This is a genomic window from Natronosalvus halobius, from assembly GCF_024138145.1.
In the GTDB taxonomy this organism is placed as follows: Archaea; Halobacteriota; Halobacteria; order Halobacteriales; family Natrialbaceae; genus Natronosalvus; species Natronosalvus halobius.
This window is the reverse complement of sequence record NZ_CP099997.1, coordinates 1,564,267-1,581,854: the sequence shown is the minus strand read 5'-3', so window position 1 is coordinate 1,581,854 and position 17,588 is coordinate 1,564,267. Positions and strand designations below refer to the sequence as shown.

Sequence of the window (17,588 nt, the reverse complement as noted above, 5' to 3'; positions counted from 1 at the left end):
CAGTACGGTGATCGACGGCCTGTTCCAGGTCTATCTATCTTCTACCGCACGGCACCGTCTCCCCATTCGACAGCACGATCTTCTGAATGGTTAGCTTCCGGTGATACTCTCGAGCACCGATTCGACGGGCTCGAGTCCAAGTCCCTCGTGGACGACGAACTCGAGAGCATTGACGAGGTAGTGAGCGACGATGACCGCGAGCAGGCTCCCCGTGACGATGAAGAGCGCCGCGAGAACGAATCCCAGGAGGCCTGTGACGACGATGCCGGCGGGTCCCTGCATCCCGTGACCGATCGCGAACGCGACCGACGAACCCACGGCGAGCAGCCAGATCGGCACATCGAAGCCGGCAGCGAGGACGCCGATCAGGGCCGCGCGGAAGAGAAACTCCTCGAAGAACGCGACGACTGGCAAGACGGCGACGAGCAGGACGACCCATCCGCGAACGTCATCTGGGGCCAGCAGTCCACGAAGTGCCTCGTCGTGGTCGACGCCCAGGCGATTCGCCAGCGCGGCCCCGACTTCGTTCGCTGCGTAGAGGGCGACGCCGGCGACAGCGCCGATGAGCAGGCCGCTTCGAAGGTAACTCGAGTCGAACTCGATTCCGAGGGCCTCGAGCGGGATCGCGGTGTAGACGGCGGCTCCGAGCAGAACCGCGGCGAACAGTCCCTGCGAGAGTGCGACGTTTGCGAGCAGGGCTCCGGTCGAGATGTCGCGAGGGTCGGTCCCGTTCCTGGTCCCGCTCTCACTCCTGATCCTGGCCCCGGTCCCGGTCCCACTCTCGCCGCCCCTCCTGGAGTGCGCTGGCTCGCGAGTCCCGGCCGTCTGACGACTGGCCGACTCCGCCACATCGGCGGCCGCGGCATCGGTCGACGCCTGATCGGCGGCCGCGGCATCGGTCGACGCCTGGTCGGTGACGTGGGCGGCTTCAGGGTCGTCACCCGACCCTCCTCTCGGTCGAGCGGTGCCATCGGCTTGATCGATGCGCACACGAGAGTCGTCGAGTGGATCGCTTCGATCATTTCGATCGTCTCGATCATCTCGATCATCTCGATCGCCTCGACCGCTTCGATCCAAAGCGCGCCCGCCACCTGCCTCGTCGCGCTCACTCGAGCCGTTTGGCTCCTCGAACGCGCGCTGGGTGAGTACCGAGAGAACGAGAAGTGCGATCAGGACGACGCCGGTGAGTCCCGCGAACGCCGCCCACTGAGCCATCCGATTACTGCGGGCTCGGGTTCGAGCTGCCGGTTCCAGTCCCAGTCCCGGTCCCGGTGTTGACCTGGCTCTCGAACGCCGAACCGGTGATCTGCTTGAGTCGGTCGACCAGCGAGTCTTTCTTCGGTTCGCCCATCAGGGCGACGTCCAGGACCTCGCTGATGTTCGAGCACGGGATGATCTCGATCATTTCCTCGTATTCGTCCTCGATCATGACGTCCTGCTCGTTGGTTTTCGGGATGATGACCTTCGTGCAGCCGGCTTTCGCGGCGGCCTCGATCTTGTGGGTGACGCCGCCGACCGGGAGGACGTCGCCGCGCACGGACAGCGAGCCGGTCATCGCGACCGACTGATCGACCGGGATGTCTTCGAGGGCGGAGATGACGGCGGTCGCCACCGTGATGGAAGCGGAGTCGCCGTCGACGCCCTGCTGGCCGGCCTGGACGAACTGGATGTGGACGTCCTTCTCCGAGAGGTTCACGTCCGAGAACTTCTTGATGATCGCGGAAACGTTCTGGACCGACTCCTCGGCCATCTCCTTGAGCTTCCCGGTGGCAATGACCTGGCCCTGGCCCTGTGCCGGGGCGATTTCGGCCATGACGGGGAGCATGATCCCGGAATCCTCGCCCATGACGGCGAGACCGTTGACGCGGCCTTCGACGCCGCCCTCGTTGACCTGCAGTTCGTAGTCCTTGCGGCGCTCGATGTAGTCGTCGGCGAGTTGCTGTTCGATCGAGCGCGAGCGACTCTTCGCCTGCAGGACGTGATCGCGCGACGTGAACTCGGCGTCCTCGGCCCGCGCGATGTCGCCAGCGACCCGGACGAGACCGCCCAGGTTCCGGAACAGCAGGGTGAGGTGTTCCTTGCGCCCTGCCCGGCGCTTTGCCTCGAGGATGACCTCCTCGACGGCCTCGTGGGTAAAGTGAGGCAGGCGACCGTCGCGTTCGACCTCCTGGGCGACGAAGCGCGCGTACTTGCGGCGCATCTCGGGGGTGTCCTCGATGGTGTCGTCCATGTAAACTTCGTACCCGTAGCCCTTGATCCGGCTGCGGAGCGCGGGGTGCATGTTCTCCATCGCGTCGAGGTTCCCTGCGGCGATCATGACGAAGTCACAGGGGACGGGTTCGGTCTGGACCATCGCGCCCGAGGAGCGCTCGGACTGGCCCGTGATGGCGAACTCGCCCTCCTGAATCGCCGTCATCAGCTTTTGCTGGGTGCGGACGTCGAGGGTGTTGATCTCGTCGACGAACAGCACGCCCTTGTTGGACTTGTGGATCGAGCCAGGTTCGACGCGGTCGTGACTCGGGGTCTCCATGCCGCCGGACTGGAACGGGTCGTGGCGGACGTCGCCGAGCAGTGCGCCGGCGTGAGCGCCGGTGGCGTCCTCGAAGGGCGCCGTGCGCTGCTCGCCGTTGTTGACGATCATGTTCGGCACCATCGCGTCCATACCTCGAGAGGTGTACCGGAAGATCAGCCAGATGATACCCGCAGCGAGGATACCGAGGAGAATCTGTCCCGCGAAGAGCGCGTAGACGACGACGATGGCGATGATGATCCACATCAGAATCGACCGCATCTGGTTGCGCTTTCGGGCTTCCTCCTTGTGGGCCTCGATGATCTGTTCGCCCTTGCCCGCCGGCACCGTCCGAACTTTCGGCTCGTTGCCGTCGTCGGGGTTGTGGTAGACGAGTACGTCCTGGAGGTCCTCTTTCGGGAGGAGCTGGCTCATCGCCTTCGCGAGCATCGACTTTCCGGTCCCGGGCGAGCCGATCATCATCACGTGGCGGCGTTGTTTGGCCGCCTTGATGATGATGTCACGGGCTTCGTCCTGCCCGATGACCTGATCGACCAGTCGGTCGGGGACCTCGATGTCGGCGGTTGAGTCGATCTGGAGGCCGCCGAGCAGGTCGTCTTCGGCGATCTCCTCGTCGATTTCGACACCTGGATCGACCTCGACGGTACTGCCGAGGTCCTCGACGGTCTCGATTTCGTCGTCTTCGTCTGCATCGTGTGCGTCGACGGTTGCCGCGTTGGCGTCCTCCCCGGTCCCGTCCTCGAGTTCCTCGAGTTTCTCGAGCGATCGCTCGAGGGGGTCCTCGGGATCGGCGTCGGGCCCGGAGTCACCGCCGGCGTCGTCCGCATCGACCGGCGATTCGACGGCGTCCGAGTCCGCCTCGGCGTCCGTCTCGTCGGACCCACCGTTGTGGGAGTCGGCGGTCGTGCCGTCGTCGGCCGGGGGGACCGCGTCCGTGGACGAGTCCTCCTCGTCGGGAGGGGTTCCATCGTCGTCCGGCGACGGGCCGTCAACGTTCGTATCGTTGCTCATAAATGGCTATTCAGTACCCGAACCGAAGGGATTGCGACTGATATACTTTCTCCCTTCTCCCGATTCGTGGCCACTACGGATGAGTCGTAAGACGGTCGATTTCGCCGGTTTCGGTCCCGGGAGAACCTCGCCACCCTTAAGAGTCCGACCCTCGAGATGTCAGGTATGACGCGGGGGTTCTACATCGGCCGGTTCCAGCCCTATCACAATGGTCACCACACCATGGTCGAACGCATCGCCGAGGACGTCGACGAACTGGTTCTCGGGGTCGGGAGCGCGGGCGACTCGCACTCGACGCGCAACCCGTTCACCGCCGGCGAGCGCATCATGATGCTCACCAAGGCGGTCCAGGAGTTCGATCTGACGACCTACGCGGTCCCCATCGAGGACTTAGAGCGAAACTCCGTCTGGGTGAGCCACGTCCAGAGCATGAGCCCGGACTTCGACGTGGCGTACTCGAACAACCCGCTCGTCGTCCAGCTGTTTCGCGAGTCAGGGGTCGACATCCGCCAGTCTCCGATGTTCAACCGCGAGGTTCTCGAGGGGGCGTCCGTTCGCGAGCGGATGATCGACGACGAGGACTGGGAATCGCTGGTTCCCGACGCGGTCGTCGAGGTGGTCGAGGAGATTAACGGCATCGAACGGATCCAGATGGTCTCGGAGGACGATTCGAACGGCGTGTGAGTGGCTCGGACGGATAAATCCGCCGGTCAGAGACGATCACCCGGACGGAAACAGCCATAGTGACGGACCAGAACTGTGACAGTAATGGCTGGAGACGAGGATTCGCGAGTAGTCACGGGCGAGATGGTCGGCTTGTTTTTCGTCCTCGCGTTCGACCTGCTGGTCGTCGTCGGCGTCCTCTGGTACGTCGGCCAGCTCTCGAGTGAGGTCGCGGGTTTCGTGTTCGCCGGCACCATCGCCGTCTTTCTCGGGTGGATTTGCTATCGCTGGTGGTCGATTCGTCGGTCGAGAGTCACCGGACTCGACGAAGACACGACGGTGGATCCCCTGGTGACGCTTCAGGACCGATACGCGGCCGGCGAGCTCTCGGAAGAGGAGTTCGAACGCAAACTCGATCGCGTCATGGATTCGACCGAGGCGGTCGAAGACGCCGCTCGTGAGCCGGGAGGCGCCTCAGACGACGTGACGAGCGACCGACGAGAAGGAGGTACTCGCGACCGGTCGGAGACGCACCGGGACGAACTGCGCGAGTGAACCGGGCCGATTCTCCCGTGTCGCGATCGAACCTCCCGGATCCTGATCGACCCCGGGCCACAACCGGCTATGACCACGAGCCGTCCGTCCTCGAGACAACCACCGGACGTGCTGAGGTGAGAGACGAGTCGCATCGACTTTGAAGGATCGACCCGTACCGGCGACCATGATTACGCTCGCTTCGGACTTCGGGTCGCCCTATCCTGCGGCGATGAAGGGCGTCCTCTCTTCGCGAACCGACGTCCGACTGGTCGATATTTCTCACGACCTCCCCAGGGGCGACGTTCGCACGAGCGCGTTCTGGTTGCGCGAGACGCTGCCGTACTTCCCGCCGGCGACGCACCTCGTGGTCGTGGATCCGGGCGTCGGGACCGACCGCCGTGCGATCGTCGTTCGGGCCGGAGACCACGTCCTCGTCGGCCCGGACAACGGCGTGCTCCTCCCGGCCGCCCGTCGGTTGGCCGGCCTCGAGGAGACGGGGTCGAGCGACGGTAGCAACCTCGGGACGACGAGTGACGACGGCGCCCTCGAGGAAACACTATCGAACGACGACGGCAGTCTCGAGGCGTTCGCCGTCGACGAATCAGGTCTCGAGACGCCGGTTCCGTCAGGTCACCACGAGGCCACCGGAAGCACGACCTTCCACGGTCGGGACGTCTTCGCCCCTGCCGCAGCGGCCGTCGAGACCCGGAACGGGCCACTCGAGACTCTCCCTTGGCTCTCTCGACTGACAGGCCCCGTCGACTGTAGACTCCCGGTGGCCGACGTCAGCGAACCGATCGCGGTGGCCGGCGAGGTCCTCGCCGTCGACGACTTCGGCAACGTCATCACGAACGTTCCGGGCGACGTTCTCGAGGAAGCCAGGAACGTTCGCGTGAACGGCGACCGCGTCCCCGTCGGCGAGACCTTCGCGACGGTCGCTCCTGGAGAGCAGGTCGCGCTCGTCGGGAGCCACGGCTACGTCGAATTCGACGTGAACGACGGCCGCGGCGACGACGCCTTCGGCCTCGCGGTCGGTGACGAGTTCGTCCTGGAGCGGGTACCTCCCGTCGACGAATAGCGACGGTGGGTCTCGTCACCTCCACTGGCGCGGATTCGTTACCCCCGCTGGCGCGGGTCGATAACGATCTCACCGCTCTCGTGAATTCGTATCCCGCACTCGGCGTACTCGAACGACACCACGAGCGCGTTCGTTCGGCCTGGAGACCGAGGCTGGGACCGAGCGCTGCGGATGAAGAGATCGTCGAGCGCTTCGGGATCGACTGCCGTCGCCAGCGGTTCGAGCGTCTCGATATCGGCCTCGAGGGCCGCCGAGACGGCCATCAGGACGGCAGTCGTAACTGGTTCGTACGTCCCCCCATCGTACCAGGCGTGGTACGTCCCCCGACGGTCGTCGTAGTAGATCGGTCGGTCGGCCGTGCCCCCGGCTCGAACCAGCCGATCTGTCGGTGAGCGATGGGACATACATTTTCGTATGGTATGTCACAACATAACACTATCGGCTGCGGTTGGTCGATGCGACCGGTTCCGAAAAACGGTAAAACGAACGCGAGAGCGTTATTCGGCGGCGATGACGTCGTCGATGCGCACGATCATCGTCGCGGCTTCGGTGGCACTCTCGACGGCTTCGCGCTTGACGTCGGCGGGGTCGACGACGCCGTGCTCGACGGGGTCACCGATGGTGACGGTTTCGCCGTCGGTCACCAATCCGGCGCGGCCCTCGGCCTCGTGGGCGGCGCGGAGGTCGACCAGCGCGTCGATGGGGTCCTGTCCGGTGTTACCCGCGAGCGTGCGCGGAACGATGTCGAGCGCGTCGGCGAAGGCCGTCACGGCGAGTTGCTTGCGACCCTCGATGCCGGCCGCGGCCGAGCGAACCTCGTCGGCGATGGCGATCTCGGTCGCGCCGGCGCCGGGGACGACTTCGCCCGAATCCAGCGCCGCGGTGACGACGTCCAGGGCGTCCTGGATGGCGCGCTCGAGTTCGTCGACGACGTGGTCGGTGCCGCCGCGGACGAAGACGGTGACGGCCTCGGCGGCCGCGCCGCCCTCGACGAACGCGAGGTCGTCGTCGCCGTAGGTCTCGGTGCGGACGCGGTCGGCGTGGCCGAAGTCGTCCTCGGAGAGGTCCTCGAGGGCGCCGACCCGGCGGGCGCCCGTCGCGTTGGCGACCTTGCGAGCCTTCTTGTTGGTGATGTCCGCGAAGGTGAGGATGCCCTCGCTGGCGAGCAGCGAGGCGACGCGGTCGTCGACGTCGTCGGTCGTGAAGAGCACGTCGACGCCGCTGTCGATGACCTCCTGGGCGTACCGGCGGAGTTCGTCCTCCTCGGCGTCGAGGGCGGCGTTGAGCTGGTCGATCGAGTCGATCGAGTACTCCGCGTCGACCTCGCCCGTCCGGATGCCGAGTTCGACGTCCAGGATGGCGACCGAGGCGTCCTCGACGCTCGTGGGCATCTCGTCGTGTGCCGGCTCCTCGTCGATGACGATCCCGTTGACCAGTTCGGTCGCGTTCGAGGACGAACCGACCTGGGTGTGGATCTCGACGTTGTCGCGCTGGACGCCCTCGTCGGAGTTGACCTGGCGAATAGCACCGACGACGGTCTCGGCGAGCGTCTCCGTCTGGAGACCGCCGGTTCCCTTGCCGGTCATGCTGGAGACGGCGACCTGCTCGAGCAGTTCGTCGTCGACGTCGACGTCCAGGACCTGGTCCTCGATGGCCTCGAGGGCGATGCGAGCGGCCTCGTGGTAGCCTTCGACGATGGTCGTCGCATGGACGTCCTGCTCGATGAGGTCCTCGGCCTCGGCGAGCAGATTTCCGGCGATAACGGCCGCCGTCGTCGTGCCGTCACCGACTTCCTCCTCCTGGGATTCGGCGACCTCGACGATCATCTGTGCGGCGGGGTGCTCGATGTCCATCTCGTTGAGGATGGTGGCGCCGTCGTTCGTGATGACGACGTTCCCGCTCGAGTCGACGAGCATCTTGTCCATGCCGCGCGGGCCGAGTGTCGTACGTACGGCCTCGGAGACCGCCTTTCCGGCCATGATGTTCGACGACTGTGCGTCGCGGCCCTGCGTTCGGTTGCTGTCCTCGCTCAAGATGAACATAGGCTGTCCGCCCATGCGTCGCTGTTGTGCCATGTGTGAAACCTCTATACTTGTATCGTCAGCACTTCTATAAAAGTATTTCGGTGCCATCGCGCTTCCCTCTGGCGATTGTGTGATTGATACACACGCTTCCCGTTCAGTTGCTCCCGCCGCGCCTGACGTTGGATCGCTACTGTCCTGCTCATCGGCGGAAGCCGGTACGCCCATGTGTGTCGACCCCAAACGCACGAGCGAATGCTCGAGCTGGAACACGACTTCCGCGTCGTCGACGTCCACGCTCGGCTGTCCCCGGACGGCAGGGGCGAGCCGTCGACTCGAGTACCTCCGGCGACGCCCGACCGAATGGAACGGGAGATGCACCAGGCCGGCATCGTTCGGGCGGTCGTCTTTCCCGGAACCAGGCCCGGCGAGTCCTACGTCGCCGCGAACAACGGCGTCGCCCGTCGGAGCGTCGAGCGGCCGTTCGTCGCCTTCGCCCGCATCAACGGCGTGAACGCGCTCGAGACCGATCGAACGGGGCGGTTCCGAAACGCCGTGAGTCGTCGCCAGCCATTCCACACGACCCCCGAAGACGTCGAGCAGTACGCCTACGACGACCGATTCCACGGCTTCGTCCTCGATCCGGCGGTCGACGGCGTCCCCGACGAAACCGTCCTCGAAAAACTCGAGGCCGCGTCCCTGCCCGTGATCGTTCGCGGGGGCGAGAACGCGCCGCCGTCGGCGTTCGTCGACCCTCTCCTGGACCGGGGGTTTCCGGCGATCGTTTCTCATGCGGGCCCCTCGGTCAGTCGGCCATCCGCCCACGCGTTCCTCGATTTGCTCGAGGCCGTGGACGACTGCTACCTCGAGACCAGCGGGGTTCGCTACCGGGAGGTCCTCGAGCGAGCGCTACTCGAGCATCCCGACCGCGTCCTCTTCGGAAGCGGCGCGCCGGACTGGCACCCGAACGTGGCGATCATGGAGATTCTGACCCTCGACGTATCGGCGGACAAACTGCGCCGCGCATTTTCGAAGAACGCCTGCCGCGTGATCGACTCGTTGCGGCCCGAGTGACTTTTCTTCGAGGTGACCTCGAGTCGCCGCCGTCGGATTCTGATCGCTCGCGTACGGTCGGCTACGATGTCACGAACCCAGCCACTGCACCCAGCGGCCATACGGTTCGAAGCGTGCGATCTTTGACTCCGTTACGTTCCCGTCTTCGAATATCACCAATCGGTAGGTGGGTTCCCCGAGTTCTTCGTTGGGGTCTATGGAGAGCCAGTGAACCGGCTGTTCCGAGCTATAATCGGAGAGGATCGACCGAAGTTTCGTTATCGTCGCCGCGTCCAACTGGTAGAGAACGTGCGTACTGAATACGACGAGAGCAGCGCCATCGGGTGCGTCCGAAAGCAGCGTCGGCAGCGCCTCGAGCGCGTCGCCCTCGACGAGCGGGGGCCGGTTCGTCTTCGCCATCTCGATGGCCGCCGCGAGTCGCCGGTGCCGCCGGTCTCGATTCGGGTGAATCAACGCGTGCAGCCACCGCGCGTCTTCGTCGTCGGTTACGTCGAGCGTATTCAAGTCGACCCCGCGCCGGTGGACGACCGTGAGGAACGCTCGAGGGAATGGGGGGGTCCCGGTCGCCGCGGACGGCCGTCGCGATCGTCACAGGTGAGTCCGTCTCGGCGTACCTGCCGGCGCCGTCGAAGTCGTACCGGTACCGATCCCAGTTGAGGTTGAGCCCCGCGCTCGCCCCGATTTCGACCTGAGCCAGCGCGTCGGATTCGGACGTCCTGGCGACGTGCTCGAACGCCGGGAGGAGGACCGCCGAGCGGCCGACGTCGTTCGTTTGACAGCGACGAGTGGCGACGATCGACCGGAGTCGGTCTTCGTTTGCTACGCAGAAATCTCGGAACAAATCGACCGGGTCGCCGGCACTTCCGCTCCGTTCGCAGGTGGGGTAAAACTGGGCGAGCGGGTGGTCTCGCCCGGCCAGTAGTAGCGAGTGCACTGCCGCGAGCAGGAGTTCCGGTTCGGGTTGCCCCCCGCAAGCGGCCGATGCGATGTCGAGGAGTCGGTCGTCGTCGACGACGGAATCGGCGAGTCGCGCGTAAAATGGGGACGTGTCTTCCACCCAATTCGCGTAACGACCGAACTTCTCGGCGATGTCCATGGCGTACGTTGTGTGCTCGATTTTATAAAACTCGTAGCCGATCACGATAGCGTCTCCCTCCGCATGCCGCGTGATTCAACGCCCCTCGTCGGCCGTTACGTTTCTCGATTCGAGCGAACCAACAGTCCCCCTGATAGCGCCATCATCGTCGCGCCCCAGAACACCCAGAGCACCGCACTCTCGAGGACGTACACCGTTCCCAGCGTCACGACAAACAGACACACCAGCGCGAGGACGACCCTGTCTTCCTGCATCGACCGGATCTTTCGCTTCGAGCGTCGTGAGTGCGTCGGTTCTTCGAACCGGAAACCGGCACACAGAACCCGTTCCCACGCACTTATGCGCGTTCGAGCGACAGACTCGGGTATGTCTCAACCGTTCGATCTCGAACTCCTGACCGAACTCACCGAGACCAGCGGGGTCCCGGGGTACGAAGACCGGATTCGCGCTCTCGTCGAGCGCGAGTTCGAGAACAGCGTCGACCGCGTCCGCACCGACGCGATGGGTAACGTCGTCGGCACCATCGAGGGCGAGAGCGACTACAGCGTCGCCGTCGCCGCCCACATGGACGAAATCGGCTTCATGGTCAAGCACATCGCCGGCGACGACGACGGCTTTGGCTTCCTCCAGCTCGACGCCCTCGGCGGCTGGGACGCCCGCGTCCTCAAGGCCCAGCGCGTGACAATTCACACCGAGGACGGCGACCTTCCCGCCGTCATCGGCTCGCCCCCGCCACACACCCTCAGCGACGAGGACCGCTCGAAGACCCCCGATGTCGACGACGTCTACGTCGACACCGGCCTCCCGAAGGACGACCTCCAGGAGCGCGTCTCGGTTGGCGACCTCGTCACGATGGATCAGTCGACCGAGCGCGTCGGCGAGACCGTCACCGGTAAGGCGCTCGACGACCGCGTTTGCCTGTTCGCCATGCTCGAGGCCGCCCGCCGGATCGAGGACCCGGACGTGACGATTCACTTCTGTGCCACGGTCCAGGAGGAGGTTGGCCTCCGCGGGGCGAAGGCCCTCGGCGTCGACGTTGACCCCGACCTGGCCATCGCCCTGGACGTCACCGTCGCCAACGACGTTCCAGGCTTCGAGGCCGCAGAGCACGTCACCCGCCTCGGCGACGGCGCCGCGATCAAGCTCAAGGACGGGAGCGTCATCACCAGCCCGAAGGTCCACCGCCGACTCAAGCGCGTCGCCGAGGACGAAGACATCGACCACCAGCTCGAGATCCTGCCCGCTGGGGGGACAGACACCGCCGGCTTCCAGAACACCCGCGGTGCGAAGCCGGTCGGCGCGCTCTCCATCCCGACGCGGTACCTCCACACTGTGACCGAGATGGCCCACGTTGACGACGTTGCGGCGACCATCGACCTGCTTGCGGCGTTTCTCGAGTCCGAAACCGGCGAGCACGACTACCGCTACTGATCGGTTTTTACGTTCGATTCGCGTGTCCTCATCTGTACTTCGTCACGTACCGTCTCGAGTCGTCTTCTTGCATCGAGTCGTTGTCTCGTCTGGAGTCGTTGTCTCGTCTGGAGTCGTTGTCTCGTCTGGAGAAAATGGGCACTCAATACTATAGATTCCATATCTATGTCCGGGTCGCGCTCTCCTCGATCACACCGGCGGCGACAATCGTGGCGAGTGACAAACGATGGAATCGAAGATTTCAGTACCGGGCGTTGCTAACCCCCTGGTATGAACCCATCCGAGGACGAGACACGACTCTCACGGCGACTCTTTCTCGCCGGCACGGCGGGGACGGCGGTCGTCACTGGCGTGAGTGCGAGCGCGCTCGCGCAGGAAGACAACGAGACGGATACCGGTGACGGCAACGAAACTGACACCAACGGTAACGAAACTGATACCGAGGACGGCAACGAAACGGCCGAGGATGGCGGCGAAGGAGGCGAGTCCGAAGACGGGAACGGTGAAGGGGACGAGTCCGAGGGCGATGGGGAGGACAACGAGTCCGAAGACGGCGGTGGCGGCGGAGGCGGCACCACTGAAACCGTCGAGGTCGACGACAACGAGTTCGTCCCCGACAGCCTCTCGGTCGAACCCGGCACCACGGTCGTCTGGGAGTGGGTCGGCTCCGGCCAACACAACGTCTCCCCGGGCGAAACCCCGGACGAGGCTGACTGGGAAGGCCACACGGACCTCCAGGCGGAAGGAACCTACGAACACACCTTCGACGTCGAGGGAACGTACGAATACGTCTGTGACCCACACGTCAGCGTCGGGATGACCGGCAGCATCGAAGTCGCCGAAGGGGCGGGCGGCGGCGGTGAAGGAGGCGCTATCTCCCTCGTTCCTGACGCCGCCTGGACGCTCCTCGTCGCGACGCTGGCCGGCGTCCTCTCGACGCTCTCGCTCGTGTACGGCTTCATGCGCTACGGTGGAGACTCGGGCGAGTAACTCGACGTTACGACCGCACCCTCTTCTCTCTCTCTCTCACTCTCTGTCTCTCACTCTCTGTCTCTCGCTCTCTGTCTCTCGCTCTCTGTCTCTCGCTCGGGTCCCCCGAAGCGACAGGCCCACGCTTTTCGACTCACGGAGCGTCTCCTACGGCGCCTCGTGAACGGTCAACTCGATCGATCGGTGCGTCCCTTCGACGTCCGCGACGAGGCGCTCGAGGACGCGACGGGCCTCGTTCATCAGTCGCGGACGTATTTTGTCGATTACCCAACTCATCGAGACGAATCGGGGAAGCGAGACGGCGTCCTCGCTAGCCGAGTGGGGGTCGTAGACGGCCTCGAAGTAGAGGCGGCTGGCCGTCTCTTCTTCCGGCGGCGCTACGTCTGGCGCGGGCTCGACGCGCCACTCACCCTCCGCGTCGAGGTCTTTCGTCAGTCGCCACTGCAGCGACGTCGGCGCAGAAACGTCAGTGACCTCCGACCGCGCCGTGTAGCTGAGCTTCCACCACGCCAGTCGAAGGTCGTAGCGCGTTCCTGGACCGCCGTCGCCATCGACGGTGACTGACTCGAGGTGGTCGGCGTAGCGCGGGTACCGTGTGAAGTCCGCAAGGTACGGAAAGACCGCCTCGGGCGAGCGATAGACGACCGTGCTAACGAGGATTCGGTCCACACCCCGAGTATACCGAACGGGACCGTAACTGTGACGGACTGTTTCGAAACGGGTTACACCTATCGCGGTTCGTCCCCCTCGCGCTGCCCGGAAACGACTATCGTTCGCCACGGTTTGGACCTCGGCGGTGGCGACGAGTACGACTCCACAGCCGCTATTTTTATGCGAATGCCTCCCAATATCGTGATATCACCCCTAACCCTTCTCCCGACACGAAGCGGTTGCGGCCGCCATCGAATGGCCATCGGCACGTCATCGAAAACGTCCCCAACGGCGTCCTGGTACTATTCGACGACTCCCTCCGATACCGAATTGTGGGACCGCGCACCCTCCCGTTTTCAGGAAACCCGACGGCCGAGATGGTCGGTGAATCACTCGACGAGCTCTTCCCCGACGAAACCGGCTCTCGGCTCGAACCCGAACTCCGCGAAACGCTCGCGGGAACGCCCCGCTCCTTCGATATCGAGTATGACGAGCGCGTTCACCACGTCGAGACGAAACCGGTCACGATCGAGGACGAGCTTTACGGCGTCTTGCTCACCCAGGAGGTCACAGAACCCCGCGAGACGGCGGCTGAACTCGAGGCACAGAACGAGCGACTCGATCAGTTCGCGAGCATGGTTTCTCACGACCTCCGAAACCCGCTGTCGATCGCGTTCGGCGAACTCGCGTTGTATCGCGAGACCGGCGACGAGGACAGCCTGGATCGCATCTCGGATGCGCTCGAACGGATCGACGATCTCCTCCTCGACCTGACGATACTGGCTCGGCCCGGCTTGCAATCGGCCGACCACGGTCCGGTTTCGATCGAGACGATCGCTCGGGACTCCTGGACGATGGTCGAGACGAAAGACGCCACGCTCGAGGTCGACGACTGCACCGTGGCCGGTAGCGAGGGACAGCTCCAGGCGCTCTTCGAGAACCTGTTTCGAAACGCGATCGGCCACGGCGGGGCGGACGTGACGGTTCGGGTCGGTCCGCTGGCGGACGGATTTTACGTCGAGGATACCGGCTCGGGTATCGGTGCGTCGACGCGGGAGCGAATCTTCGAACACGGATTTACTACGGGATACAGCGGGTCCGGTATCGGTCTGACCATCGTTGCACGAATCGCCGACGAGCATGGACTCAAGGTGACGCTCGCGGAGAGCGAGGAAGGCGGTGCGCGCTTCGAATTCCGCTCCTCGAGCGACTGAGAGGGGCAGACGAGCATAGAGTGACGGAAAATGCAAGCATTCGGGCATCCCGTTACATTCTCTGCGATGAGAGTTGAACGCTATCCGCCAGCGGCCGTCGTCGGCCCGGTGAGTGAGGACCGAGCATTATCCGTCAGCAGTCATGATCGCCCGGAGAGTGAGAGCCACGACGGTTGCACGCGTGCCTTACAGCTCTCCGCCGCAGATGTGACACGAATCGGGCTTCAGCGCCGACCGGTGGACGAACTTACAGTGTGTACAGCGGACGACGACGGGGTCTTCTGAACAGGCCATTACTCACCCGTTTCGTATAGACAATCGTGTACGTTTGGAAGGGACACAAGAATTGCGCCAATCGAGAACGAACCCGGCTCCGATTCCCGCCCGACCCGCCACAGCGCCGAACCGGACTCGAACCGCGTTTCAGTCCTTCTCAGTCCTCGAGTTCGGCCCGAAGCAATCCGTTGACGTCGCCCGGATCGGCGCTCCCGCCGGTCTTTTGCATGACCTGCCCGACGAGGAAGTTGATCGCGCCGCCCTCGCCGGCCTCGTAGTCGGCCACTGCATCGGGGTTCTCCTCGATGGCCTCGACGACGGCGGTCTGTACTTCGTCCTGGTCGGTCTTGCCCAGCCCTTCGCGCTCGACGATGGCGTCCGGATCGTGGCCGTCGTCGAGCATCCCGCGGAGGACGACCTCTTTCGCGTTCTTCGCCGTGATCTCGTCGCTCGCGACGAGTTCGACCAGCCGTGCGACCTCGTCCAGGCGGCCCTCGAGGTCGGTGACGTCCATGTCACGGTAGTTGAGTTCGCCGAGGAGTTCATCGGCGACCCAGGTTGCCGCCAGGTCGGGATCGAACGCGCTGGCGACGTCCTCGTAAAAGTCGGCGACCTGCTTCGTGGAGGTGAGCTTCGACGCCGCCTCCTCGCCCAGGCCGTACTCCTCGCCGAACCGCTCGCGACGGGCCTTGGGAAGTTCCGGAATCGAGATCTCGTCCTTCCAGTGAGAGACCCGCAGCGGCGGCAGGTCGGCCTCCTGGAAGTACCGGTAGTCCTTCTCGGCTTCCTTCGAGCGCATCGAGACCGTGATCCCGCGGCTCTCGTCCCAGTGGCGGGTCTCCTGTTCGACTTCGCGACCGCGTCGAACCGCGTTCTTCTGGCGGGTCTCCTCGTAGGCCAGCGCCTTCTCGGCGCCCTTGTGACTCGAGATGTTCTTCACCTCGGTCCGGTTGGCTGTCTCGAGTGCCTCGCGGCCGATCGAGCCGTCGCCGTCGACCTCCTCGCCGTCGACGATCGAGAGGTTGGCGTCGATCCGCAGGCTACCGTCGCGTTCGGCGTCGAAGACGCCCAGGTACTCGAGCACTTCCTCGAGTTCCGCGAGGAATGCCCGAACCTCCTGGGGGCTGCGAAAGTCGGGGGCCGTGACGATCTCCATGAGCGGCGTGCCGGCGCGGTTGTAGTCGACGAGCGTGTAGTCGGCGGTGTCGATGCTGCCGCCGACGTGCTGGAGACTCCCGGGGTCCTCCTCGAGGTGGGCGCGTTCGATCGTAATCTCCCGGCGTTCGCCCTCGACGGCGACCTCGAGTTCGCCGTCCTGGCAGATCGGCTCGTCGTACTGGGTAATTTGGAAGTTCTTGGGCAGGTCGGGGTAGTAGTAGTTCTTCCGGTGAAAGCGCGTTTCCTCAGGGATGTCGGCGTCGATGGCCTTGCCAATCTTGACGGCGGCTTCGACGGCGGCCTCGTTGAGGACGGGCAGGGCGCCGGGGAGGCCCAGACAGACAGGGCAGACGTGTTCGTTCGGTCCGTCGGCGGGGTCGGTGGAACAGCCACAGAATATCTTGGTGTTCGTCTCCAGCTGGACGTGCACCTCGAGACCGATGACGGTGACGAGGTCCCCCTGCTGGACGGTTTGTGCGGTCATTGGAAGCGATTTGACCCGCGGGCGCTAAAGGATAACGGACCCGCTGTAGTCGTGGATCGGCGCTCGAGGCAGAGAAGTGACTCGCGAACTTATCGAATTATTCATCTTTTCTTCTACAAACACAATTTGCACGATGGTTCCCTCGAGAAACGCTGAGGATACGGTACATACGTTCGCTACACGGTTTGGGGATGGGACGCTTACCCGGGCGACCGACCTGCTCACTGTGGACGGTCGAGCGGCGGTCGTCGAGTCGTTTCCCGACGAATTCCAGGAGCCAGTTGATGCCGTGGATGCGCTCGAACTGTACTGGCGGGGACTCTATGCTCAGTACGGCGATTTCGAGGGTGTGGGCGAGGTGGAGGTGGATGGAACCGGCGCAAACGTCACACTCGAGTTCGAGGACGGCACCGAACGGGCGAGCATCGATATCGACGATGCCACCGGCATCACGGAGTTCTCGTTCTCCCCCACGTACGAGGCACCAGAGTACGTCGACAGGAACGCATTCAGCGAGCGCAACGTGACTGTCGAGGCCGGGAGCGTGAACCTCGAGGGCGTTCTCGCGGTTCCCGACAGCTCCGGCCCGGTCCCGGCCGCTCTGCTCGTCCACGGTGCCGGCATCCACGACCTGGACGGAACCGACGGCGCGTCGAAGATCCTCAAAGACCTCGCGTGGGGCCTCGCTAGCCAGGGAATCGCGACGCTCCGGTACGAGAAGCGGCTCGCGGAACACGACGTCGAGGACGAGCACTACACGCTCGACACCGTCGTCGTCGACGACGCAATCGCGGCGATAGACGAACTCGCTGCGACCGACGAGGTAGCCGAAGACGCCGTATTCGTAGCGGGGCACAGCCAGGGCGGGATGTGCGCCCCGAGAATCGCCGCTCGTCACGGTGGCGTTGCGGGCGTCGTCGCTCTCGATGCGCGGGCCGACTCGACGCTCGACCCTGACGACCTCGCGATCCTGCGTTACGAGTTCGAACCGGACGGCGACCTCAGCGAGGGTCAGGAGGCCGAACTCGAGCGCGAACGTGAGACGGTTCGACGCCTGGCCGAGAGAGACTATGACGACGACGAGACGGTCTGGGGACGGCCGGGGACCTGGCACCGCAGCGTCGGAGCCTACGACCCTGCGGGTACTGCGAGCAGTTTGGAGGTCCCGTGCTTCGTCCTGAAGGCCGGTCGAGCCGACGAGGAGGTACAACCGGAACTCGCCGTGTAGTTCCGTGACGAGTTCGAGAAGTGGCGGGCTGTAGACCTCGCGGACGGGAACCGTGTCGAGTTCTACGAGGGGCTCGATCACTTCTTCCAGGAGGGGTTCGCTCCCGCGAATCCGATGAGCCTCTACTTCGGTGGAAACGTCGCGGA

15 protein-coding genes and 2 pseudogenes are annotated in these 17,588 nt (G+C 64.5%); 8 read left to right on the top strand and 9 right to left on the bottom strand.

Annotated elements, in window-relative coordinates; genetic code table 11:
• Positions 1-90: 90 nt before the first annotated feature.
• The gene (locus NGM15_RS07720; RefSeq protein ID WP_253437443.1) at positions 91-1,215 is read right to left on the bottom strand and encodes a CPBP family intramembrane glutamic endopeptidase; all 1,125 of its coding nucleotides are present in this window, start codon (positions 1,213-1,215) and stop codon (positions 91-93) included.
• 4 nt (positions 1,216-1,219) lie between these two features.
• Complete coding sequence (lonB, locus tag NGM15_RS07715) at positions 1,220-3,541, bottom strand: ATP-dependent protease LonB (RefSeq protein WP_253437440.1); 2,322 nt, start codon at positions 3,539-3,541, stop codon at positions 1,220-1,222.
• 165 nt (positions 3,542-3,706) lie between these two features.
• Here lonB and NGM15_RS07710 point away from each other — a divergent pair, with 165 nt between their 5' ends.
• The 3 genes from NGM15_RS07710 (at position 3,707) to NGM15_RS07700 (ending at position 5,819) form a co-directional block, all read left to right on the top strand.
• Complete coding sequence (locus NGM15_RS07710; protein WP_253437437.1) at positions 3,707-4,225, top strand: nicotinamide-nucleotide adenylyltransferase; 519 nt, start codon at positions 3,707-3,709, stop codon at positions 4,223-4,225.
• Positions 4,226-4,309: 84 nt separating this feature from the next.
• The gene (locus NGM15_RS07705) at positions 4,310-4,759 is read left to right on the top strand and encodes an SHOCT domain-containing protein (RefSeq protein WP_253437434.1); all 450 of its coding nucleotides are present in this window, start codon (positions 4,310-4,312) and stop codon (positions 4,757-4,759) included.
• A gap of 166 nt (positions 4,760-4,925) precedes the next feature.
• Positions 4,926-5,819: an SAM hydrolase/SAM-dependent halogenase family protein gene (locus NGM15_RS07700; protein WP_253437431.1), complete on the top strand. Its 894-nt coding sequence runs from the start codon at positions 4,926-4,928 to the stop codon at positions 5,817-5,819.
• Between the two features lie 38 nt (positions 5,820-5,857).
• Here the strand turns inward: NGM15_RS07700 and NGM15_RS07695 are convergent, their stop codons facing one another.
• Together NGM15_RS07695 and thsA are read right to left on the bottom strand one after the other, a co-directional pair.
• Positions 5,858-6,223 (bottom strand): HalOD1 output domain-containing protein, encoded by a 366-nt coding sequence (locus NGM15_RS07695; RefSeq protein ID WP_253437429.1) that lies wholly within the window; start codon positions 6,221-6,223, stop codon positions 5,858-5,860.
• A gap of 93 nt (positions 6,224-6,316) precedes the next feature.
• Entirely contained in the window at positions 6,317-7,861 is a 1,545-nt protein-coding gene (gene thsA / locus NGM15_RS07690) for a thermosome subunit alpha (RefSeq protein WP_253437962.1), read from the bottom strand.
• A 234-nt stretch (positions 7,862-8,095) separates the two neighbouring features.
• Between thsA and NGM15_RS07685 the strand changes: the two genes are divergently transcribed.
• Complete coding sequence (locus NGM15_RS07685; protein WP_253437426.1) at positions 8,096-8,914, top strand: amidohydrolase family protein; 819 nt, start codon at positions 8,096-8,098, stop codon at positions 8,912-8,914.
• A gap of 69 nt (positions 8,915-8,983) precedes the next feature.
• Here the strand turns inward: NGM15_RS07685 and NGM15_RS07680 are convergent.
• The 3 genes and pseudogenes from NGM15_RS07680 to NGM15_RS07670 all read right to left on the bottom strand — a co-directional run.
• Positions 8,984-9,424, bottom strand: a pseudogene (locus NGM15_RS07680) (DUF2332 family protein); the annotation flags it as partial.
• 127 nt (positions 9,425-9,551) lie between these two features.
• A pseudogene (locus NGM15_RS07675) lies at positions 9,552-10,010 on the bottom strand (DUF2332 domain-containing protein); the annotation flags it as partial.
• A 95-nt stretch (positions 10,011-10,105) separates the two neighbouring features.
• The gene (locus NGM15_RS07670) at positions 10,106-10,264 is read right to left on the bottom strand and encodes a hypothetical protein (protein WP_253437423.1); all 159 of its coding nucleotides are present in this window, start codon (positions 10,262-10,264) and stop codon (positions 10,106-10,108) included.
• Positions 10,265-10,376: 112 nt separating this feature from the next.
• Between NGM15_RS07670 and NGM15_RS07665 the strand changes: the two genes are divergently transcribed.
• Positions 10,377-11,441, top strand: a complete 1,065-nt coding sequence (locus NGM15_RS07665) for a M42 family metallopeptidase (RefSeq protein ID WP_253437420.1) — start codon at positions 10,377-10,379, stop codon at positions 11,439-11,441.
• Between the two features lie 270 nt (positions 11,442-11,711).
• The gene (locus tag NGM15_RS07660) at positions 11,712-12,431 is read left to right on the top strand and encodes a plastocyanin/azurin family copper-binding protein (protein WP_253437417.1); all 720 of its coding nucleotides are present in this window, start codon (positions 11,712-11,714) and stop codon (positions 12,429-12,431) included.
• Positions 12,432-12,578: 147 nt separating this feature from the next.
• On the opposite strand, the gene NGM15_RS07655 is transcribed toward NGM15_RS07660, so the two are convergent.
• Positions 12,579-13,100, bottom strand: a complete 522-nt coding sequence (locus NGM15_RS07655; RefSeq protein ID WP_253437414.1) for an SRPBCC family protein — start codon at positions 13,098-13,100, stop codon at positions 12,579-12,581.
• A gap of 221 nt (positions 13,101-13,321) precedes the next feature.
• Between NGM15_RS07655 and NGM15_RS07650 the strand changes: the two genes are divergently transcribed.
• The gene (locus NGM15_RS07650) at positions 13,322-14,296 is read left to right on the top strand and encodes a sensor histidine kinase (RefSeq protein ID WP_256499361.1); all 975 of its coding nucleotides are present in this window, start codon (positions 13,322-13,324) and stop codon (positions 14,294-14,296) included.
• A gap of 433 nt (positions 14,297-14,729) precedes the next feature.
• Here NGM15_RS07650 and gatB read toward each other — a convergent pair whose 3' ends face one another.
• Positions 14,730-16,214 (bottom strand): Asp-tRNA(Asn)/Glu-tRNA(Gln) amidotransferase subunit GatB, encoded by a 1,485-nt coding sequence (gatB, locus tag NGM15_RS07645; protein WP_253437408.1) that lies wholly within the window; start codon positions 16,212-16,214, stop codon positions 14,730-14,732.
• Between the two features lie 133 nt (positions 16,215-16,347).
• Here gatB and NGM15_RS07640 point away from each other — a divergent pair, with 133 nt between their 5' ends.
• Positions 16,348-17,442 carry an alpha/beta hydrolase gene (locus NGM15_RS07640; RefSeq protein WP_253437406.1) on the top strand — a complete coding sequence of 365 codons (1,095 nt, stop codon included), beginning with the start codon at positions 16,348-16,350 and terminating at the stop codon, positions 17,440-17,442.
• Positions 17,443-17,588 lie beyond the last annotated feature (146 nt).